The organism is Castellaniella sp., assembly GCF_041677825.1.
Classification (GTDB): Bacteria; Pseudomonadota; Gammaproteobacteria; order Burkholderiales; family Burkholderiaceae_B; genus Castellaniella.
The window spans coordinates 46,954-67,588 of the sequence record NZ_JBAYPG010000012.1; the positions used below are offsets into that span (position 1 = coordinate 46,954).

16 protein-coding genes are annotated in these 20,635 nt (G+C 64.2%); 15 read left to right on the top strand and 1 reads right to left on the bottom strand.

The features are described from left to right. Positions 1 to 6: 6 nt before the first annotated feature. The 10 genes from WCY17_RS06825 to phoU all read left to right on the top strand — a co-directional run bounded on the left by WCY17_RS06825 (position 7) and on the right by phoU (position 9,059). The gene (locus WCY17_RS06825; protein WP_372701428.1) at positions 7 to 723 is read left to right on the top strand and encodes an SDR family oxidoreductase; all 717 of its coding nucleotides are present in this window, start codon (positions 7 to 9) and stop codon (positions 721 to 723) included. Beyond that, entirely contained in the window at positions 723 to 2,093 is a 1,371-nt protein-coding gene (gene radA / locus WCY17_RS06830; RefSeq protein ID WP_372701429.1) for a DNA repair protein RadA, read from the top strand. The genes WCY17_RS06825 and radA overlap by 1 nt, the downstream gene beginning before the upstream one ends. Continuing rightward, entirely contained in the window at positions 2,087 to 2,872 is a 786-nt protein-coding gene (locus WCY17_RS06835) for a sulfite exporter TauE/SafE family protein (protein WP_372701430.1), read from the top strand. Before radA ends, WCY17_RS06835 begins: the two co-directional genes overlap by 7 nt. Beyond that, positions 2,869 to 3,576 (top strand): 3-deoxy-D-manno-octulosonic acid kinase, encoded by a 708-nt coding sequence (locus WCY17_RS06840; protein ID WP_372701431.1) that lies wholly within the window; start codon positions 2,869 to 2,871, stop codon positions 3,574 to 3,576. The genes WCY17_RS06835 and WCY17_RS06840 overlap by 4 nt, the downstream gene beginning before the upstream one ends. Next, the gene (locus WCY17_RS06845) at positions 3,573 to 4,673 is read left to right on the top strand and encodes a polyamine ABC transporter substrate-binding protein (RefSeq protein ID WP_372701432.1); all 1,101 of its coding nucleotides are present in this window, start codon (positions 3,573 to 3,575) and stop codon (positions 4,671 to 4,673) included. Before WCY17_RS06840 ends, WCY17_RS06845 begins: the two co-directional genes overlap by 4 nt. A gap of 5 nt (positions 4,674 to 4,678) precedes the next feature. Then, entirely contained in the window at positions 4,679 to 5,803 is a 1,125-nt protein-coding gene (locus tag WCY17_RS06850; protein ID WP_372701433.1) for an ABC transporter ATP-binding protein, read from the top strand. An 8-nt stretch (positions 5,804 to 5,811) separates the two neighbouring features. Further along, complete coding sequence (locus WCY17_RS06855) at positions 5,812 to 6,711, top strand: ABC transporter permease subunit (protein ID WP_372701434.1); 900 nt, start codon at positions 5,812 to 5,814, stop codon at positions 6,709 to 6,711. After that, positions 6,708 to 7,511, top strand: a complete 804-nt coding sequence (locus tag WCY17_RS06860) for an ABC transporter permease subunit (RefSeq protein ID WP_372701435.1) — start codon at positions 6,708 to 6,710, stop codon at positions 7,509 to 7,511. Before WCY17_RS06855 ends, WCY17_RS06860 begins: the two co-directional genes overlap by 4 nt. Positions 7,512 to 7,642: 131 nt before the next feature. Beyond that, the gene (rpiA, locus tag WCY17_RS06865; protein ID WP_372701436.1) at positions 7,643 to 8,326 is read left to right on the top strand and encodes a ribose-5-phosphate isomerase RpiA; all 684 of its coding nucleotides are present in this window, start codon (positions 7,643 to 7,645) and stop codon (positions 8,324 to 8,326) included. A gap of 13 nt (positions 8,327 to 8,339) precedes the next feature. Continuing rightward, on the top strand, positions 8,340 to 9,059 hold the full coding sequence (gene phoU / locus WCY17_RS06870; protein WP_372701437.1) for a phosphate signaling complex protein PhoU: 720 nt from the start codon (positions 8,340 to 8,342) through the stop codon (positions 9,057 to 9,059). Between the two features lie 110 nt (positions 9,060 to 9,169). Here phoU and argA read toward each other — a convergent pair whose 3' ends face one another. Beyond that, the gene (gene argA / locus WCY17_RS06875) at positions 9,170 to 10,525 is read right to left on the bottom strand and encodes an amino-acid N-acetyltransferase (RefSeq protein WP_372701438.1); all 1,356 of its coding nucleotides are present in this window, start codon (positions 10,523 to 10,525) and stop codon (positions 9,170 to 9,172) included. A 40-nt stretch (positions 10,526 to 10,565) separates the two neighbouring features. Between argA and hrpA the strand changes: the two genes are divergently transcribed. From hrpA to WCY17_RS06900, 5 genes are read left to right on the top strand one after another with little or no spacing between them, the layout of a single operon-like run. Beyond that, positions 10,566 to 14,426 carry an ATP-dependent RNA helicase HrpA gene (hrpA, locus tag WCY17_RS06880; protein ID WP_372701439.1) on the top strand — a complete coding sequence of 1,287 codons (3,861 nt, stop codon included), beginning with the start codon at positions 10,566 to 10,568 and terminating at the stop codon, positions 14,424 to 14,426. Positions 14,427 to 14,462: 36 nt separating this feature from the next. After that, positions 14,463 to 17,942 carry a DNA polymerase III subunit alpha gene (dnaE, locus tag WCY17_RS06885; protein ID WP_372701440.1) on the top strand — a complete coding sequence of 1,160 codons (3,480 nt, stop codon included), beginning with the start codon at positions 14,463 to 14,465 and terminating at the stop codon, positions 17,940 to 17,942. Continuing rightward, positions 17,939 to 19,036, top strand: a complete 1,098-nt coding sequence (locus tag WCY17_RS06890) for a glycosyltransferase family 4 protein (RefSeq protein ID WP_372701441.1) — start codon at positions 17,939 to 17,941, stop codon at positions 19,034 to 19,036. Before dnaE ends, WCY17_RS06890 begins: the two co-directional genes overlap by 4 nt. Continuing rightward, a complete protein-coding gene (locus WCY17_RS06895) occupies positions 19,033 to 19,875 on the top strand; it encodes a polysaccharide deacetylase family protein (RefSeq protein ID WP_372701442.1) in 843 nt (280 codons plus the stop codon). The genes WCY17_RS06890 and WCY17_RS06895 overlap by 4 nt, the downstream gene beginning before the upstream one ends. After that, entirely contained in the window at positions 19,872 to 20,627 is a 756-nt protein-coding gene (locus WCY17_RS06900; RefSeq protein WP_372701443.1) for a glycosyltransferase family 2 protein, read from the top strand. The genes WCY17_RS06895 and WCY17_RS06900 overlap by 4 nt, the downstream gene beginning before the upstream one ends. Positions 20,628 to 20,635 lie beyond the last annotated feature (8 nt).

Below are 20,635 nucleotides of genomic sequence, written 5' to 3' on the forward strand. Positions count from 1 at the left end.
GTCATCATGAAAAACCGCTGCATTCTGGTCACCGGTGCTACCAAGGGAATCGGCTGGGCGGTCAGCCAGCGTCTGGCCGACCTCGGCTGCCACGTCGTGGGGCTGGCCCGTCATGTGGCGGACATCGATTTCCCGGGATATCTGTATTCATGCGATCTGGCTCATGCCGGTGAAACCGAAGAACTGCTGCGCATGATCCGCGAAAAATATCCCGTCGATGGGGTGGTCAACGGGGTGGGGCCCGTCATTCCCGAAGTTCTGGGCGAAATCGGGCTGGCATCGCTGTACGAAGCGTTCGATCTCAACGTACGGGTGGCCGTACAGGCAGTCCAGGCCTTTGTGCCGGGCATGAAAGCGCGCAAAGAGGGGCGCATCGTCAATCTGTGCGGTCGGGTGGTGCACGGGGCGCCCGGGCACACCAGCTTTTCTGCCGCCAAGAGCGCTTTGCTGGGCTGTACCAGAACCTGGGCGCTCGAATTGGCGCCGTATGGCGTCACCGTCAATGCCGTGTCGCCCGGGCCGGTCGAAACCAGCCTGTTCCGGGCGCAATGCCCCATTGGCAGCGAAGCCGAAAAGGCCGTGCTGGCCAGCATCCCCATGGCCCGGCTGGCCCAGGCCGACGAGGTTGCCGCCGCGGTGGTGTTTCTGCTCAGCGATGCCGCCTCCTACATCACGGGCCAGGAACTGGGCGTGGATGGTGGCGGCAGCCTGGCAGGGCGTTGATGGCCAGGGCGCGTTCGTCGTTCGTGTGCGCCGACTGCGGCGCCGTGTCGGCCAAATGGGAAGGCCGCTGCGCGCAGTGCGGTGCCTGGAATACGCTGCAAGAGGTCGTAGAGACAGCCCGCACCGATCGGCACCGCTTTGCGCCGCTGGCTGCGGTGACACCCGTGCAGCGGCTGGCCGATATCGAGGCGCGCGAGCAGGTGCGTACGCCGACGGGGCTGGACGAATTCGATCGTGTGCTGGGTGGCGGGCTGGTGTCCGGTGCCGTGATCCTGATCGGTGGCGATCCGGGCATCGGCAAATCCACGTTGCTGCTGCAGACTTTGGCCAGCCTCTCGACGCGCGTGCCGGTGCTGTACGTGACCGGCGAAGAGTCCGCCGAGCAGGTGGCCTTGCGGGCCCGGCGGCTGGGGGTGGCCGGGGATGCGGTCGATGTGCTGGCCGAAATCCGCCTCGAACAGATCACGCAGGCGGTGCTCGAGCACAAGCCGGCCGTGGCCGTGATCGACTCGATCCAGACGCTGTATTCGGGCGAACTGACCGCCGCCCCCGGTTCGGTGTCACAAGTGCGCGAATGTGCAGCGCAACTGACCCGCATCGCCAAACAGACGGGGGTGACGCTGGTGCTGATTGGCCATGTCACGAAGGACGGGGCGCTTGCCGGGCCGCGTGTGCTGGAACACATGGTGGATACCGTGCTGTATTTCGAAGGGGATACCCACTCTTCCTTTCGTCTGGTCCGTGCGATCAAGAACCGTTTTGGTGCGGTCAATGAACTGGGCGTGTTTGCCATGACCGATCGCGGTCTGCGCGGGGTGAACAATCCGTCCGCGCTGTTTCTGGCGGGTCATGCCCGGCGCGTGGCGGGCGCCTGCGTGATGGCCACCCAGGAGGGCACCCGGCCTCTGCTGGTCGAGATCCAGGCCCTGGTGGATGCCTCCCACGCACCCAATCCACGCCGGCTGTCGGTGGGTCTCGAAGGCAGTCGCCTGGCCATGCTGCTGGCGGTGCTGCATCGGCACGCGGGGGTGGCCAGTCATGATCAGGACGTGTTCGTCAACGCCGTGGGTGGTGTGCGCATTACCGAGCCTGCCGCGGATCTGCCGGTGGCGCTTGCAATCCTTTCATCCATGCGCAATCAGGCCTTGCCCGAAGGTCTGCTGGCCTTCGGCGAGGTGGGCCTGGCCGGCGAAGTGCGCCCGGCGCCACGGGGCCAGGAGCGCTTGCGCGAGGCGGCCAAGCTGGGCTTCAAACGGGCTGTGATTCCACGGGCCAACCAGCCGCGGCAACCGGTCGAGGGGCTTCTCATCCATCCTGTGGACCGCATAGAAGATGCGCTCGCGGTACTCTCGCACAGCGATACATGCTGAGCGGGTTCTGGTTGATTCCGGCCTGCCTGGCGGCTGGCGGGATGATTGGCTTCACCGGTGGGGTCCTGGGTATCGGGGGCGGGCTGTTTGCCATCCCATTGCTCGGGCTGTTATTGGGCTATGAGCAGCAGGCGGCGCAGGGGACCGCGCTGATCATGGTATTGCCCGCCGTTCTGCTGACGGTGCGAAAATATCACCAGCGCACGCCAATCGAGTGGCGATCGGCCGCTTCAGGGGCGCTGGGATCGATTTTTTTCACCTGGGTGGGGGCGTTGATCGCGCTGGACATAGACTCGACGCTGTTGCGGCAGATTTATGCTGGTTTCGTATTCCTGATCGCCCTGTTCTATTTTCGTGAGAGTCTGGGGCGGCGTGCCCGGCAGGCGCCCCCGGGCGGATATCGATCGGCAAGTGAAGTACCGCAGCATCGGTACTTCATCGTGGGTGTGGGGGCTGGGCTGGCGGGCGGGATTTTCGGCGTCGGTGGGTCCGTACTCGCGGTACCCTTCATGACCACATTCTTTCACCTGCGCCAGACGACCGCACAGGCGCTGGCACTGACCATGATCGTGCCCGGCACGGTTGTGGCCCTGCTCACGTACGCATGGCACGGACAGGCCCATGGCCTGGTGGGTATCCCCCTGGCGCTCGGCAGCCTGCTGTGCGTACCCTATGGCGTGCGCCTGGCGTATGCCCTGCCCGAAGCCCGGCTGAAGCTGATTTTTGCCTGCATGCTGCTGGTCATCATGGCCCTGCTGCTGGCCAGGGGGGGCACATGAGGCCTTTGCCGCCTGGTTGGTCCCTGCACGCGTTCGGAGCGCTCTGGCTGGCGGTGCCTGATCACCTGTCCCACCTGGCCGGGCTGCAATGGCTGGACGCATCGCAGCCCGATGCCCGGCCGGTCAGTGCCGGTGGGCGGCAGGCGGCCTGGTTCGTGGAGGGGGCTCATGGGCCTGCAGTCCTGCGCCATTATCGACGCGGCGGTCTGCGTGCCCGGCTGGGGCAGGAACGCTATTTCTGGCTTGGATTGGCACGGGTGCGTGCGCTGGCCGAGGTCCGGGTGCTCGTGCACCTGAAGCAGGCGGGCGTACCCGTGCCGGAGCCACTGGCAGCCGGATTCTGGCGTGCGGGCCCATGGTACCGGACTGCCATCCTGCTGCACCGCATACCGTCAGCCAGGCCGCTGGCCCTGTGCCTCGATGACGCTGACCCTGGCAGCGTGGCCCGTGTGCTTCTGGAGATGCACGCGGCCGGTGTCTGGCACGCGGATCTCAACGCCTGGAACATTTTGCTGGATGACAGGCAGCAGGTCTGGTTGATCGATTTCGATCGCGCCCGCCTGGGTGTGGTTTCCAGGAAACAGGCGCAAAGAAACTGGTTGCGCCTGCGCCGCTCTTTGGTTAAGGTTGCCGGCTTGCGCGGTGCGCAATGGTGGGACGGATTGTCTCTTTGTTTACCTCGATCATCAGGGGCCATGCCATGAAAATCGGCGCCATTCACACCCTGTTGGCTGCAGCCGCGCTGGCCGTTGCCGGGTTGCCTGCTGTTGCGCAGGACCGTGTCGTCAATGTCTACAACTGGGCGGAATACACGGCCCCGGATACCATTCCGGGCTTTGAGCGGGCCACGGGCATCAAGATTCGCTACGATGTCTATGATACCAACGATACGCTGCAGGCCAAGCTGCTGACGGGCAAGTCGGGCTACGACATCGTGGTGCCGTCCACTCATTATGCCGCGCGCCAGATTCAGGGCGGCCTGTTCCAGAAGCTCGATCGCAGCCAGATTCCCAACTGGAAGCATCTGGATCCCGAACTCATGGCGCTCGTGGCCAGTGTGGACCCGGGCAACCAGTACCTGGTGCCCTGGGGGTACGGTACCAATGGCCTGGGCTACAACGTGACCCAGGTGCAGGAAGCAATCGGGCCCGACGCGCCACTGAGCTCCTGGGATATGCTGTTCAAGCCCGAGAATGCGGCCAGACTGCAAGCCTGCGGGATTTCTATACTCGATGAGGCCGCGCAGGTGTTTCCGGCCGTCCTGCATTACCTCGGCAAGAATCCGAACAGCAGCGATCCGGCGGATTACGAAGAAGCATTCGCGCTGCTCAAGCGCATCCGGCCCTATATCCGGCAGTTCAGCTCTTCGGGCTATATCGACGAACTGGCCTCCGGTGGCCTGTGCATGGTCTATGGCTATTCGGGCGATGTCATGATCGCCGCCGCCCGGGCGCGGGAAGCCGGCAAATCCTACAACATCGAATACTTCATCCCGGACGGCGGGGCCCCGGTCTGGTTCGACACCATGGCCATTCCGAAAACCGCCGAGCATGTCGCCGAGGCGCATGCCTTCATCAATTACATCGAAACCCCCGAAGTGCATGCGGCCATCACCAACGAGATGTTCTATCCCAACGCCAACAAGGCGGCGCGCAATTTCGTGGTGACTGAAGTGGCCGGCAATCCCATGATCTACCCTTCGCCCGAGGTCTCGCGCACGCTTTATGTGATCCAGCCCCAGCCGCTCAATATCCTGCGCCTGCAGACCAGGCTGTGGGCCGATCTGAAAACAGGCCGTTAGCTGCGATGATGGATGCCCGCGGCCTGCCCCTTTCGGGGGGTGTCGATGACTTCGTGCGCATGGAAGAAGTCGTCAAGATCTTCGGTGATACGGTTGCGGTGCGTTCGGTCAACCTGGCCGTGCGCCGCCACGAAATCTTCGCGCTGCTGGGCAGCTCGGGTTGCGGCAAGACCACTTTGCTGCGCATGCTGGCGGGCTTTGAAGAGCCCACATCCGGGCGCATCATCCTGGACGGTGAGGACATTACCGCGCTGCCACCATACAGACGGCCGGTGAACATGATGTTCCAGTCCTATGCCCTGTTTCCGCACATGAGTGTCGAGGCCAATGTGGCATTTGGCCTGAAGCAGGAAGGCGTGCCGCGCCATGAAATCCAGAGCCGCGTTTTCGAGGCCCTGGATCGGGTGCAGATGGCGGGCCACGCGCGGCGCCGGCCACATCAGCTTTCGGGCGGGCAGCAGCAGCGGGTAGCGCTGGCGCGCAGCCTGGTCAAGCGCCCCAAGCTGCTGCTGCTCGACGAACCCATGTCGGCACTCGACAAGCAGATCCGCCAGGCCACGCAAATCGAACTGCTGCATATCCTGGCTCAGGTCGGCGTCACCTGCATCATGGTGACGCACGATCAGGAAGAGGCCATGACGATGGCCAGTCGCCTGGCTGTCATGACCGAAGGCCAGATCATGCAATGCGGTACGCCGCACGAAGTCTACGCCTTCCCGGCCAATCGTTTCGTGGCCGGTTTCATCGGCTCCACCAACCTGTTCACGGGTACCATCGTGGTGGATCAGCCGGATCACGTGCTCATCGAGACCGATGCGCTGCCACGGCCCCTGCATGTCAGCCATGGGGTCAGTGAGCCCCTGGGCATGGTGGTGCACGTGTCCGTGCGTCCCGAACAGTTGCGCATCAGCCGGCACAGGCCGCAGACTGATGCCAACTGGGGGCATGGGATGGTGTCGCACGTGGCGTGGATGGGCAGTTATGCGCGCTACCAGGTGCGCCTCGATGCAGGCCATGTGATCGAGGCCAGCATTCCCACACTTGAGTGGAATCCTTCCGAGGCGCCTGGCATCGACGAAGAAGTCTACGTCGCCTGGTCCAACGACGCGGGCACCGTTCTGGCGAGCTGATCATGCGCATGCGCTGGCGACTCCCCCGCCCCGACGCCCGTCAGTGGGCCATATGGGTGCCCTACGCCTGGCTGGCGATGTTCCTGCTGGTGCCGTTCCTGCTGGTACTGAAGATCAGCCTCTCCGATCTGCAGTTTGGCATTCCGCCCTATACACCGATCGCTGCGCTGGAAGACGATACCCTGCAACTGACCCTGCATCTGCGCGGCTACCTGCTGCTGTTTACCGATAGTCTGTATGCAGCGGTCTATCTGAATTCAGTGAAGATGGCCCTGATCACCACGGCATGCTGCGTGCTGATCGGCTATCCGCTGGCCTGGCAGATTGCCCGCTCGAGGCCGCAGATCCGCAACCTGCTGCTCCTGGGGGTGATCCTGCCCTTCTGGACTTCGCTGTTGCTGCGCGTCTATGCCTGGGTAGGCATTCTGCGCAACGACGGCCTGTTGAACAACCTGTTGATGGGCCTGGGCCTGATCGATTCTCCACTGGAAATCTACCGGACCGATCTGGCCGTGTATATCGGGCTGGTCTACGCCTACCTGCCGTTTTTCATCCTGCCCCTGTATGCCAACCTGGTCAAGCTCGATCAGCGCCTGATCGAGGCGGCCCATGATCTGGGTGCGCGCCCCTGGGCCACGTTCCGGCACATCGTGCTGCCGCTGTCCATGCCGGGCGCGATCGCAGGCGCCATGCTGGTGTTCATTCCCTCTGTGGGCGAGTACGTGATACCTGAAATGCTGGGTGGGGCGAACACGCTGATGATGGGCAGGGTCATGTGGAACGAGTTCTTCAACAATGCCGACTGGCCCATGGCCGCCGCGGTCACCTGCATCATGGTCCTGCTGTTGCTGGTGCCGTTGACCATCTTCCAGTACAGTTCGGCGCGCCAGCTGGAGAAGCCCCGATGACCCGCCGCAGCCGTGCCATACGCTGGGCGACGTTGGCGCTGGGCTATGGCTTTCTCTATGTGCCCATCGCCTCCCTGATGGTGTTCTCATTCAACGAGTCCAAGCTGATGACCTCATGGACGGGGTTTTCGCTGCGCTGGTATGTCGAACTTTTCCAGGACCAGACTCTGCTGGCGGCCGCCCGCCTGTCATTGCTGATTGCCGTCCTGACTGCCTCGGCGGCGCTGTGCATCGGCACCTGGGCGGGCTACGTGCTCGCGCGCATGGGGCGCTTCCGGGGCTTCGGTCTGTACGTGGGCATGCTGGGGGCTCCGCTGGTCATGCCCGAAGTCGTGCTGGGCATCTCGCTGCTGCTGATGTTCGTCGAACTGTCCAGGGTCGTGGGCTGGCCTGACGGCAACGGCCTGTTCACGATCTGGGTCGGCCACGTCACGCTATGCACGGCGTATGTGGCCGTCATCATCCAATCGCGGGTCAGGGATCTGGACCGCTCGCTCGAAGAGGCGGCGCTGGATCTCGGGGCCACGCCGCTGCGGGTCTTTTTCGTCATCACGCTGCCCCTGATCGCCCCGGCACTGATGGCCGCCTGGCTGCTGGCATTCACCCTGTCGCTGGATGATGTCGTGATCGCGTCGTTCCTGTCAGGGCCGGGCTATACCACCCTGCCTCTCGAGGTGTTCTCCCGGGTGCGCCTTGGGCTGAAACCCGAAATCAATGCGCTGGCCACGCTGTTCATCCTGGCAGTCGGCGTGGTGGTGGTGGCGGTCAATCGGATGCAGGGGCGTGCGGCAAGGCTGTGATCCGCTGCGCTGCAGACGGCGTGTTTCACAAGCCTTGCTGCCAAGAAAGGGGGCGTCAGCGAGAGGGACAGGGCGGTGTCCAGAACCATTACAATGGAAGCCTCGTATCACGATCCGTCAACAGGGCTTCCATGATCACACAAGACCAGCTCAAGCAGCAGGTTGCGCAGGCCGCGCTCGATGTCATACTGCCCCAGCTGCAGCCCGAAAGCGTGCTCGGTGTGGGCACCGGTTCCACGGTAGACCGTTTCATCGATCTGCTGGGGGTCCATCGTGATGCGTTCGGGGCTGCGGTATCCAGTTCAGAGCGCAGTACCCGGCGCCTGCAGGCAGCAGGTATCCAGGTGCTCGACCTGAATCAGGTCGCAAGCCTGCCGTTCTATGTCGATGGGGCCGACGAAGTCGACCATCAGCTCAATCTCATCAAGGGGGGCGGCGGGGCATTGACCCGCGAAAAAATCGTTGCCTCGGTGGCCGATCGCTTCATCTGCATCGTCGATGAGACCAAACTGGTCGAAACCCTGGGGCGGTTTCCATTGCCCATCGAAGTCATTCCGCTGGCGCGCGAATCCGTGGCGCGCGAAATGCGCCAGCTGGGTGGGCGGCCCGAATTGCGTGCCGGCTTCATCACCGATAACGGCAACCAGATCATCGATGTGGCCGGCCTGGCCTATGGCAGCCAGCCCGCCGAATTCGAGGCGCTGATCAACAACATCCCTGGGGTGGTCACCTGTGGGCTGTTTGCCATCTCCGGCGCCCATCTGGCCCTGGTGGCGGGCCAGGCTGGCATTGCCCGCCTCGAATTGCAAGACTGACCTGGAGCCCGTCATGCTGGAGCATACCAACAAGCAATTTCACGCCGAGCTCGAAACCACCCGTTCCATGTTTCTGCAGATGGGCGGTGTGGTCGAATCCATGGTGCTCGATGGCATACAGGCGCTGTCCGAAGGCGACCTGCATCTGGTCGATCGGGTGCGCGAACACGAGCGCCAGGTCAACCAGCTCGAGGTCGAAATCGACGAACGCATCAGCCAGCTGATTGCCCGCAACCAGCCCACGGCGGTCGACTTGCGGCTCCTGCTGTCCATCTCCAAGATGCTCACCGACATGGAGCGCTGCGGCGATGAGGCCGAGAAAATCGCAAAGGTGGCGCGTCGGCTGCACGAGGCCGATTCGGCCTACGAGCCGGTGGTCGAACTGCGCCACATGGCCGATGCCGTGGCCAGCATGATTCGAGCTGCGCTCGATGCCTTCGCCCGCGAAGATCCGGTGGCGGCTGCGCAGGTGGTGCGCAACGACAAGGCGGTCGACAAAGAATGGAAGGCCTCGCTGCGTCACATCATCACCTACATGATCGAAGACCCGCGTACCATTTCACATTCGATCGATCTGATCTTCATCGCCCGCGCGCTCGAGCGCATCGGGGATCACGCGAAGAACATGGCCGAGCGGGTGATCTACATGGTGCTGGGCGATGACGTGCGGCACACCGGGGTCAGCAACACCGAACGCATGGCGCGGGGCGAACCGCCACGGCCGCGCGGCTGAGCGCCCAACGGCGTAGGGCGGATCCCACAACGACTGGGTCGAACGTTCGACGGCGCGAGGCGAATCGCGCAACGACCGAGCTGAATGTTCAGCTGCGCGGTTGCGGTGGCTCAGAGCCGCTTGATGAACACCAGGCTGTTGCGCGAGTGGTTGTAGTGGGTGCGTTTCTCGTATGGCAGATCGGACACCCCGCCCTGCACGAAGCCCCGTTTCAGAAACCAGTGTGACGTGCGCGTGGTCAGGACGAACAGGCGCCGCACGCCCATGGCGCGTGCAGTGGTTTCGGCATGGCGCAGCAGTTTTTCTCCGTCGCCCGTGCCCTGCCATTCGGGGTGCACGATCAGGCAGGCCATTTCGGCCATGCCCTCATCCAGATACGGGATGACCGCCACGCAGCCATAGATGACGCCATCGTGTTCGAGCACCGTAAAGCGTTCGAGCTCGCGTTCGATCGCTGCCAGGCCCCGGGGTACCAGCGTGCCGTCGGCCTCGAGCGGCTCGATCAGCTGCACGATGGCGCCGACGTCATCGGCTTCGGCGGCGCGCAGGTCTTCCAGCGTATCTTCGACGACCATGGTGCCCACGCCGTCGTGGGTGAAAATCTCGAGCAGAATGCTGCCATCGAGCGGATAGGGCACCAGATGGGCGCGGGCCACGCCCCGCTTGACCGCCAGCGAGGCATGGCGCAGGAATACCGTGGTGTCTTCATCCAGAATACCCTGTGCCAGCAGATCGTCGGCATCCTTGCGGGCCAGTTCGGTGTCGACCGAGCCGTCGGTTTCGGTCACCGTGCGGTTCTGGGTCAGGAAGATCAGCTTTTCGGCGCGCAAGGCCACCGCGGCGTTGGTGGCGAGGTCTTCCATGGCCAGATTGAAGGCTTCGCCCGTGGGCGAGAAGCCCAGAGGCGACAGCAGGACGATGCCGCCCTGGTCCATCACGCTGCGCAGAGCCGACACATCGAGCTTGCGGACCTGGCCTGCGCGCCGGTAATCCGTGCCGTCGATCACGCCCACGGGCCTGGCAGTGACGAAATTGCCGGAAAAGACGCGGATCTTGGCATGCGACATGGGCGTGTTCGGCAAGCCCTGGCTGAACGCGGCCTCGATATCGAGGCGGATTTCGCCCGCGGCCTCTTTCGCGCATTCGAGCGCTTCGGGGCTGGTGGGTTCGGTACCCCGGCCGAACTGGGTGATATGCCCTTTGACCCGAAGCTGTTCGTTGACCTGCGGGCGCGAACCATGCACCAGAACCAGACGGATCCCCAGCGCCGAGAGCAGGGACAGGTCGGCCACCAGCGATTCAAGGCCGCCATCCTGGATGAGTTCGCCGCCAAAGGCGACCACAAAAGTCTTGCCACGGAAGTCATGCACGTAAGGTGCGACCTCACGGAACCAGCGCACGAATTGTGCGGCTGCGACGTCAGGGGCATCGTGGGCAGACCAGATTCCGGTCTCGGAAGCGTTCATGGCATTGTGCTGGTGCAGTCGGAATACAGGGGAAATTATAATGACTGGCTTCACTGCAGTCTTCGGAGTTCTGTTGTCCAAGCCCATTGCACCACAATCGACCCCCCCGCCGCGCCCGCCCCGATCCAGGCCCCGGGGTGGGGCCGGTGACCGGCCGCTGCCCCATCTGGCGTTTCCCCCCGATCTGCCCGTCAGTGCCTGCAAGGATGAAATTGCGCGTGCCATCCGGGCCCACCAGGTCGTGATCGTCTGCGGCGAGACCGGGTCGGGCAAGACCACGCAGTTGCCGAAAATCTGTCTCGAAATCGGCCGTGGGCGCAAGGGCATGATAGGTCATACCCAGCCCCGGCGCCTGGCCGCCACCTCGGTTGCACACCGCATTGCCGAAGAACTGCAAACCGAACCGGGCGACTGGGTGGGCTACCAGATCCGTTTCAGCCAGCGCGAAGGCCCGGCGACCGCCATCAAGCTCATGACCGATGGCATCCTGCTGGCGGAGACCCAGCGCGATCCCCTGTTGCGCCGCTATGACACGTTGATCGTCGATGAAGCGCACGAGCGCAGCCTGAACATCGATTTTCTGCTCGGCTTCCTGAAGCGCCTGCTCAGGCGCCGCAAAGACCTGAAGCTGATCATCACATCAGCGACCATCGATGCCGAGCGGTTTGCGCAGCATTTCGGCACGCCACAGGGCCCCGCGCCGGTCATCCAGGTGTCCGGGCGCCTGTATCCGGTCGAACTGCGCTATCGTCCCGTCCTGCCCGACGCCTCCGAGGGCCCGACGCAGGATCGGGTCGACGAGGAACGCGACCTGGTCGAGGCCGCTGGTGACGGGGTGGAAGAATGCATGCGTCATGGCCCGGGCGATATCCTGGTATTTTTGCCCGGTGAGCGCGAGATCCGGGAATGCGCGGATGCACTGCGCAAGCGGCACCTGGGCGGCGCAGCCATTTTGCCCCTGTATGCCCGGCTGTCGCGCGCCGAGCAGGAGCAGATCTTTCATCCGGCAGGTCAGGCCCGGCGCATCGTGCTGGCTACGAACGTGGCCGAAACCTCGCTGACCGTGCCGGGCATCCGCTACGTGGTCGACAGCGGCCTGGCGCGCATCAAGCGGTATTCGTGGCGCAGCAAGGTCGAACAGCTGCATATCGAGCCCATCAGCCAGGCCTCGGCCAACCAGCGCGCAGGCCGCTGCGGGCGGCTGGGCCCCGGTGTTTGCATCCGGCTGTATTCCGAAGCGGATTTCCACCAGCGTCCGGCTTTCACGGATCCCGAAATCCTGCGCTCGTCATTGGCCGCCGTCATTCTGCGCATGAAGGCGCTGCGTCTGGATGACATCGAGCACTTTCCGTTCGTCCAGCCACCCAGTGGCCGTGCCGTGGCCGATGGCTATCAGCTGTTGCAGGAACTTGGCGCACTCGATGATGCCAACGCCCTCACCGACGTTGGCCACGTGCTGGCACGCATGCCGGTGGACCCCCGTATCGCCCGCATGATCCATGCGGCGCGCGAACAGCAGTGCCTGCGCGAGATTCTGGTGATTGCAGCGGCGCTATCGATACAGGATCCACGCGAGCGGCCCATGCAGGCGCGTGATGCCGCCGAACAGGCGCAAGCCATGTTCAGGCACAGGCAGTCCGAATTTCTCGCCTGGGTCACGCTCTGGGACTGGTACAGAGCGCAGGTGGCGCACAAGGTGTCGCAGCGCAAGCTGGTCGAGCAGCTGCGTGCCCGGTTCCTCTCGCCGGTGCGTCTGCGCGAATGGCACGATACGCACGTCCAGTTGCATGCGCTGGTGCGAGAGCAGGGCTGGCGCGTGAACACCACGCCGGCCACGGTTGAGCAGGTGCATCTGGCGCTGCTGGCCGGTTTGCTGGGCAATATCGGCATGCGCACTGAAGAAGGGGGGCTGTACCAGGGCGCGCACGGCGTGCGCTTTGCCATTCATCCGGGCTCATCCCTGCACCGGAAGGCGGGGCGCTGGGTGCTGGCGGCCGAACTCGTTGAAACCAGCCGCCTGTATGCACGCTGTGTGGCACAGATCGAGCCCGGCTGGGTAGAGAAAGCGGGCGCGCATCTGTTGCGCAGATCATGGTCGGACCCGCGCTGGGACAGAAAGTCGGGCCAGGTGCTGGCCCATGAGCGCGGCAGTGTGCATGGCCTGCCGGTCTATCATGGGCGGCGGGTGCACTATGGGCGCATCGATCCCGCGGCCGCGCGTGCGATCTTCATCGAACAGGCCCTGGTGCCGGGTGATATCGACAGCCGTCTGCCCTTCATTGTGCATAACCGGCGCCTGATCGCCTCGATCGAACGCCTCGAGCACCAGAGCCGCCGGCCCGACATTCTGGTCGATGACGCGCTCATCGCCGCATTCTATGAACAGCATATTCCGCCAGAAATTTGCCAGACGGCGAGCCTGGAAGCCTGGTACAAGAGCCTGGACAAATCCGCCCGCGCCGCCCTCGAACTGGATCGCAAGGCCCTGATGCAGCATGATGCGGCGGGCGTGACCACCGAGGTGTTCCCGCGCCGCCTGCACTGGGCCGGTGCCGAACTTGCCGTGGATTATCATTTCGAGCCGGGTTCCCCGCGCGACGGCATGACGCTGACGGTACCCCTGTTTGCGCTCAACCAGATCCCGGCGGCACGCTGCGAATGGCTGGTGCCGGGGATGCTGAAAGAAAAAGTCCACCTGCTGCTCAAGTCCTTGCCACAGAGGCTGCGCCGGCACTGCGTGCCGTTGCCCGAATACGCCGCCGAGTTCCATGCCCGCTGGTTCGAGCGCGCGGCCGATCCCGGCATGGGGCTCATCGATGCGCTGATCCTGGATGTGCGCGAGCAACGCCGCGTGACTCTCCAGGCCACTGATTTCAAGCCCGAAACGCTCCCGGCCCATCTGTTCATGAATTTCAAGGTGGTGGATGAGCATGGCCGCATGCTGTCGGGTGGCCGCAACCTCGATCAGCTGCGTGCCGAGCATGCCCAGGAAGCCCGGGCGTCGTTTCAGCGCATGGCGGTCGACGATCGGCAGGCGGCCCGCATACTGGACCACGAAGGCCTGACCTCCTGGCGCTTCGGCCCCTTGCCCGAGCTGCTTGAAATCCAGCGCGACGGGCAATCACTGATGGGTTATCCAGCCTTGCGGGATCGGGGCACGCATTGCGATCTCGAAGTCTTCGATGACCCCCTCGAGGCGCGCAGGGTCCATGCCCTGGGCCTGCGGCGGCTGTTTCACCTGGCGCTGGGCGAGCCTGTGCGGCAGCTGCAGAAGAATCTGCCCGGTCTCGTGCGCATGGGCATGCAGTTCATGGATCTGGGGTCGGTGGATGACCTGGCCGCGCAAATCATGGCTGCGGCGCTGGATCAGGCCTGCCTCGGCGAACCCTGGCCGGAAGATGCAGGGGCGTTCGCGCAGCGCTGCACCGAGGGACGCAGCCGCCTTGGCCTGCTGGCGCGCGAGTACGCGCTGCAGGCTGGCGCGATTCTGGATGAGCGGGCGGCCCTGCTCAGGAAACTGCCCCAGGCCAGGCCCTGGGCCCGGGCGCACCAGGACATGCAGCAACAGCTCGAGGGTCTGATTCATCGTGCGTTCGTGACGGACACGCCGCCCGATTCATTCAGGCACCTCGCGCGCTATCTCAAGGCCATGCAGCTGCGCATCGACAAACTGCGCACGGACCCCGTGCGTGACGAGCGCCTGATGGCCGAGATGGCCCCCCTGCTGACGCAGTATCAGCGGGCGCGGGCGGCGCTCAAGGGGGCGCCTGATGCGGCGCTGGACCAGTTTCGATGGCAACTGGAAGAGCTGCGCGTGGCACTTTTTGCGCAGGAACTCAAGACGCCGTTCCCGGTGTCGGTCAAGCGCCTGCAAAAGGCCTGGGCCGCCCCGACGCGCTGAGCGCAGGGGCCGGCCCGCACTGGGTACAATCTGCGCATGACGCATCCATCCGATCCCACCTTGTTCGTACACCTGCGCTGCCACAGCGAATTTTCCGTGGTCGACGGTACGGCCCGTATTCCCGCCCTGATCAGCCGGGCTCGGGCGTATGGCCAACCGGCGCTGGCGCTGACAGATCTCGCAAATCTCTTTGGCTGGATCAAATTCTACAAGGCGGCCCGCAAAGCCGGCATCAAGCCCATTGTGGGCAGCGATGTCTGGCTGCACAACCCGGGTGATGTACGCAAACCCTTTCGTATCCTCCTGCTGGCATCGGATCATGCAGGCTATCTGGCATTGTGCCGCTTGCTCACCCGGGCGTGGCTCGAAAACAGCCAGTCGGGCCGCGCCGAGATGCGCCGCGAGTGGCTGGCCCGATTGCCTGGCATCATCGTGCTGTCCGGGGCCCGCGATGGGGATGTCGGGCAGGCGCTTGGGGCCGGCCGTGAAGACGATGCACGCGAGTTGGCGCGGCAATGGGCAGCCGACTTTCCCGGGCGGTATTTCATCGAATTGCAACGCGCCGGCTTCGACGGCGAAGAACTGCTGGTGCAGTCTTCCGTGCGCCTGGCAGCCGATTGCGCCTTGCCGGTCGTCGCCACGCACCCGATCCAGTTTCTCGATGCCGAAGATTTCCGCGCGCACGAGGTCCGTGTCTGCATTGCCGATGGCGAACTGCTGGGCAACCCACGCCGGGTTCGCCGTTTCACCACCCGGCAATACATGCCCGACAGCGCTGAAATGGCCCGGCGCTTTGCCGACATCCCGAGCGCACTCGAAAATGCGGTGCAGATCGCCCGGGGCTGCAACGTGCAGCTGGTTCTCGACCAGCCACAATTGCCGCCGTTTCCAACACCCGAAGGGGTGACCCTGGAAGATCATCTGGTCGAACTGGCGCGCAGCGGGCTGCAGCGGCGCCTCGAGCAACTGTATCCGGATGCCGCCGAGCGCGAACGGCAGCGGCCGCAGTACCAGGAGCGGCTCGATCTCGAATGCGCAACCATCATCGACATGGGGTTTCCCGGCTACTTCCTGATCGTGCAGGATTTCATCAACTGGGGCAAGAGCCACGGGGTGCCTGTAGGGCCGGGACGCGGCTCCGGGGCGGGTTCGCTGGTGGCCTACAGTCTGGGCATCACCGACCTGGATCCCTTGCGCTACGATCTTCTGTTCGAGCGCTTCCTGAACCCCGAACGGGTGTCGATGCCCGACTTCGATATCGATTTCTGCCAGGACAACCGCGAACGCGTCATCGAATACGTCAAGCAGAAGTATGGCCGGGAAGCCGTCAGCCAGATCGCCACCTTCGGCTCGCTGGGGGCCAAGGCGGTGGTGCGTGACGTGGGCCGGGTGCTCGAGTTGCCCTACAGCCTGTGCGACCGGCTCTCGAAGATGATTCCGTTCAATCCGGCCGACCCCTGGTCGCTCGAACGCACGCTGGAACACGAGCCGGCCTTCAAGGAACTCTACGATTCCGACGAAGAAATCCACGCCCTGATCGACCTGGCCCGTCCGCTCGAAGGGCTGACCCGCAACGTGGGCATGCATGCGGGCGGCGTGCTGATTGCGCCTGGGCAGCTGACGGATTTCTGTCCGCTGTATTGTCAGCCGGGCAGCGAGAACAGCGTGGTCTCCCAGTTCGACAAGGACGATGTCGAATCCGCCGGTCTGGTGAAGTTCGACTTTCTCGGGTTGCGCAACCTGACGATCCTCGACTGGGCGGTGCGCTACGTGCGTCAGTTCAATGCGGGCATGGGCGATTTCGACCTCATGAGCCTGCCGCTGGATGACCGGCAGACCTACGAGCTGCTGTCATCGGCCAATACGACGGCCGTATTCCAGCTCGAATCACGGGGCATGAAGGAACTGCTCAAGAGCCTGCAGCCCAGCACCTTCGAAGACGTGGTTGCCCTGCTGGCGCTGTTTCGCCCGGGCCCGCTCGAATCCGGCATGGTGGTCGATTTCGTCCAGCGCAAGCACGGTCGGGTCAAAGTGGATTATTTTCACCCGGACCTCGAACCCGTGCTCGACAGCACGTATGGCGTGATCGTGTATCAGGAACAGGTGATGCAGATCTCCCAGATTGTTGGCGGGTACTCCCTGGGCGGGGCGGACCTGCTCAGACGGGCGATGGGCAAGAAAAAGCCCGAGGAAATGGCCCGGCATCGCGCCATATTCCTCGAAGGGGCGGCCAGGAAGGGGTATGCGCCCGATCTGGCGGCCCACCTGTTCGATCTGATGGAAAAGTTTGCCGGCTATGGCTTCAACAAGAGCCATTCCGCAGCCTATGCCCTGATTGCCTACCAGACCGCCTGGCTCAAGCGTCATCATCCGGCAGAGTTTCTGGCCGCCACAATGCTGTCCGATATGGATGATACGGACAAGCTGCAGGTCTTCTGGCGCGATGCGCTCAACAACAACGTCACCGTTCTGCCGCCGGACATCAATGCATCCCTCTGGCGTTTCGTGCCGGTGGCCGACGAACATACCCGCCAGGGCCGCCCGCCGCGCACCATCCGTTACGGGCTGGGCGGGGTCAAGGGTGCGGGGCAGGCCGCAGTAGAGGCCATTCTCGAAGCGCGCGGCACGGGCGGGCCTTTTTCCGGGCTCTTTGATTTCTGCGCCCGGGTCTCACGGCACGAGGTCAATCGGCGTACGGTCGAGGCCCTGATCCGGGCGGGTGCGTTCGATGCGCTGGAGTGCAATCGCGCAGCGATGCTGGCCACCCTGCCCAGGGCAATGGAAGCGGCCGAGCAGCAGGAACGCGATGCCCAGCAGGTCTCGCTGTTTGAAGACGACACGCCGCAGTTGATGGCCCAGGAAATCGCAGCGGTACCGGCCTGGGATCTCGAAACCCGCCTGACGCAGGAAAAACAGGCCCTGGGGTTTTATTTCAGTGGCCATCTGTTCGATGCCTGGCGCGATGAAATCCGCCGCGTGGCCCCGGTACCACTGGATCGGTTGGCCCCGGCGCGTCACGCCCAGTGGCTGGCGGGGGTGCTGGTCGAGGTGCGCACCCGCATGGGCAAGCGCGGCAAGACGGTCCATCTGCTGCTCGATGACGGCAGCGCCCAGGTTGAAGTGGCCGTCTTCAACGACCTGCAGGCCGAACATGGCCAGCACCTGAAGGTCGACCGGCCACTCGTCATCCAGGGTCGTGTCGCCCATGATGACTACTCGGGCGGCCTGCGCGTCTCTGCCGATGCGCTCTGCACGCTGCAGGACATTCGCGAATCCAGGGCCCACAGCCTGCGCCTGTCGATTGCGGCCGAAACCGAGGTCCAGCAGTTGCGCGCCCTGTTGTTGCCCGCCTGCCATTCGGGTTCGGGCGTGCCAGTCGAATTGCGGCTGCAGGTACAGGGTTTTGCCTGTCTGCTGCGCCTGGCCGATGACTGGCGCGTGCGGCTGGATGATGAGTTGCTGGCGGCTGCCCGTCAATGGCTGGGTGCCGATGCAGTCGAGGTGCATTACGGATGAGGCCTCTGCGCATCGTGCATTCCGAGGCGGCCACCAGTTTCGGGGGGCAGGAGAACCGGATTTTCAAGGAAATGTGTGCCATGCGCGACCGCGGGCACCATATGGAAGCCATTTGCCAGCCCCATGCCCGCCTGGCCGACCGGCTGCAGGCAGCGGGTTTTGCCGTCCAGACCCTGCTCATGGACGGGCCGCGCAATTACCTGCGCGGTGTGCTGCAGTTGCGCCGGTACCTGAAGGCCGGCGGCTTCGATGTGCTCAATACCCACAGCCGGCGTGATACGCTGCTGGCGGGGGTGGCTGCGCGCCTGGCGGGTACCCCGCTCATCGTGCGCACCCGCCATCTGGCCATTGCGCCCGGGTCGCTGTTGTCCTACACGGGGGTGCCGCATCGCGTGACCACGGTCAGCGACCATGTGGGGCAGTTGCTGATCGGGCGTGGCGTGCCGGCCAGCAAACTGGCCACCATCTATTCGCCGGTGCCGTCATTCGAAGCGCTGCAGCATTCGACGTTGCGGGCCGAACTTGGCCTGCCGGCCGAGGCCGTGGTGGTCGGCTGTGTCGCGGTGATGCGCGAAAAAAAAGGCCACAGGCTTCTGATCAGCGCCATGCGTGCGCTGCTGCAGCGGCCTGGCGTCTACCTGGTCCTGGTCGGCGATGGTTCGCCCCTGTATGAAGACCTGCAGGCATGGGTGCGCACGCTGGGCCTGGAAAACAGGGTGGTCTTTGCGGGCCGGCGCCAGGACATCCCCAACGTCCTGGCGGGGTTCGATGTGTTTGCCCTGGCCACCGAGCAGGAAGCGTCGGGTACGGTCTTTGTGGAGGCCGCGATGGCCGGGTTGCCGGTGGTGGGTACCCTGGTGGGCGGCGTCCCGGAAATGTTGCAAAATGGCACAACAGGTTTGCTGGTTCCGGCGCATGATGTCCAGGCGCTTGAACATGCCCTCACGCGGCTCATCGACGACCCGGCGCTGCGCCAGGCCATGGGGCGGGCCGGTCAGCAATTCATTCGCGAAAGCGGTCGTTTCGACACCCGGGCGCTGGTGGAACGTACCGAAGCCTGCTATGGTCGCTGGCTCGAGGAACTGAACGCATGACCCGAAAACCGATCGTGCCGGTCCTGATGTACCACCATGTGACCCCGGCCGGGGGTGACATCAACGTCACCCCTGAGCATTTCCGTGATCAGTTGCAGTGGCTCAGGGCCCATGGCTACCAAAGCCTCACCTGCGCCCAGTTTGCCGATCATCTGGCCGGGCGCAAGACCGCGCCCGAGCGCTCGGTGCTCATTACCTTCGATGACGGCTATCTCGACAACTACGTGCATGCCTGGCCGTTGCTGAAGGCCTTCGGTTTTCATGCGGTGATCTTCCTGGTCACGTCCTGGGTGGGCGACGGCACGCCGCGCGCGCATGCCGGCAGCCGCGATGCGCTGCCCCGCACGCCCAGCCATGCCGAATTCAAGATGCTCAGCGAACAGGGCGACACCGACTGCTTTGCGTTGCGCTGGTCCGAGATCGAACGCATGCGCGCCGATGGGATCTGCGAGTTCCACAGCCACACGCACACCCATACGCGCTGGGACCTGCTCGAAGGCGATAAAAACGCCCACATGCGCGAAGAGCTGGCTCGATCGAGGGCGACCCTGCAGGCGCGGCTGGGCGAGGTCTCGGACCATCTGTGCTGGCCCCAGGGGTACTTCGATGCCGATTACGTGCGCATCGCCCACGAGGCGGGCTTTCGCCATCTCTACACGACCCGGGCGTTCGGGCGCAATCGTCCGGGGTCGGACCCCGCCATGATCTTCCGCTTTGCCGTGCGCAATACCACGGGCGCCTCCGTCGGCCGGCGCATCCAGGTGGCAGCCAGCCCGTGGATGGCACCGGTCTTCAATGCCTGGAAGCGATTCAAGCGCGGTCATCGCTATCCAGGATGAAACTCTCCGTCATCATCATCACCAAGAACGAGGCAGCCCACATTGGCGCCTGCCTCGACTCGGTGGCGTTTGCCGACGAGCGCATCGTGCTCGATTCGGGCAGCACCGATGCGACCTGCGCCATTGCCCGGGCCCGCGGGGCGCGCGTCGAGGTGTCAGCCGACTGGCCAGGCTTCGGCCGGCAGAAGAATCGGGCCCTGGCACTGGCCACAGGCGACTGGGTGCTGTCCATCGACGCAGATGAGCGCGTGACCCCCGAGTTGCAGATGGCCATATTGAAGGTGCTGCAGGCCCCCCAGGCGCCTGCCTACCGCATTGCCCGCCTGTCACGCTTTTGCGGTCGCTGGATCCGGCACAGCGGCTGGTGGCCGGATTACGTGGTGCGTCTGTTTCGCCGCGACGCCGGCCGTTTCACCGACGTGGCCGTGCACGAAAAGGTGGATGTCGATGGGGGCGTTGCCACCCTCCAGGGTGGACACTTTCTGCATGATCCATACGACGGGCTTGAAGAACTCATAGACAAGCTCAATCATTACTCCAGCGAGGCTGCGCTGATCGCCCACGAACGCGGGCGGCGCACCAGCGTACTGGGCCCGCCCGGGCACGCCTTGTGGACTGTTTTCAGGATCTACATCCTGCGCCGTGGCTTTCTGGATGGTTGGCAGGGTCTGGTGCTGGCCGGCATGGCCGGGGCCGGCAGTTTTTTCCGCTATGCAAAACTGTATTGGCTGAATCGTCAGGCAGGGCGTTGAGGGCGATG

Coding starts and splice junctions, on each gene's coding strand:
- WCY17_RS06845 (WP_372701432.1), top strand. CDS start 3,573: ATGAAAATCGGCGCCATTCACACCCTGTTGGCTGCAGCCGCGCTGGCC.
- WCY17_RS06850 (WP_372701433.1), top strand. CDS start 4,679: ATGATGGATGCCCGCGGCCTGCCCCTTTCGGGGGGTGTCGATGACTTC.
- argA (WP_372701438.1), bottom strand. CDS start 10,525: ATGAACGCTTCCGAGACCGGAATCTGGTCTGCCCACGATGCCCCTGAC.
- radA (WP_372701429.1), top strand. CDS start 723: ATGGCCAGGGCGCGTTCGTCGTTCGTGTGCGCCGACTGCGGCGCCGTG.
- rpiA (WP_372701436.1), top strand. CDS start 7,643: ATGATCACACAAGACCAGCTCAAGCAGCAGGTTGCGCAGGCCGCGCTC.
- WCY17_RS06825 (WP_372701428.1), top strand. CDS start 7: ATGAAAAACCGCTGCATTCTGGTCACCGGTGCTACCAAGGGAATCGGC.
- WCY17_RS06860 (WP_372701435.1), top strand. CDS start 6,708: ATGACCCGCCGCAGCCGTGCCATACGCTGGGCGACGTTGGCGCTGGGC.
- WCY17_RS06855 (WP_372701434.1), top strand. CDS start 5,812: ATGCGCTGGCGACTCCCCCGCCCCGACGCCCGTCAGTGGGCCATATGG.
- WCY17_RS06900 (WP_372701443.1), top strand. CDS start 19,872: ATGAAACTCTCCGTCATCATCATCACCAAGAACGAGGCAGCCCACATT.
- dnaE (WP_372701440.1), top strand. CDS start 14,463: ATGACGCATCCATCCGATCCCACCTTGTTCGTACACCTGCGCTGCCAC.
- WCY17_RS06840 (WP_372701431.1), top strand. CDS start 2,869: ATGAGGCCTTTGCCGCCTGGTTGGTCCCTGCACGCGTTCGGAGCGCTC.
- WCY17_RS06895 (WP_372701442.1), top strand. CDS start 19,033: ATGACCCGAAAACCGATCGTGCCGGTCCTGATGTACCACCATGTGACC.
- phoU (WP_372701437.1), top strand. CDS start 8,340: ATGCTGGAGCATACCAACAAGCAATTTCACGCCGAGCTCGAAACCACC.
- WCY17_RS06835 (WP_372701430.1), top strand. CDS start 2,087: ATGCTGAGCGGGTTCTGGTTGATTCCGGCCTGCCTGGCGGCTGGCGGG.
- hrpA (WP_372701439.1), top strand. CDS start 10,566: ATGACTGGCTTCACTGCAGTCTTCGGAGTTCTGTTGTCCAAGCCCATT.
- WCY17_RS06890 (WP_372701441.1), top strand. CDS start 17,939: ATGAGGCCTCTGCGCATCGTGCATTCCGAGGCGGCCACCAGTTTCGGG.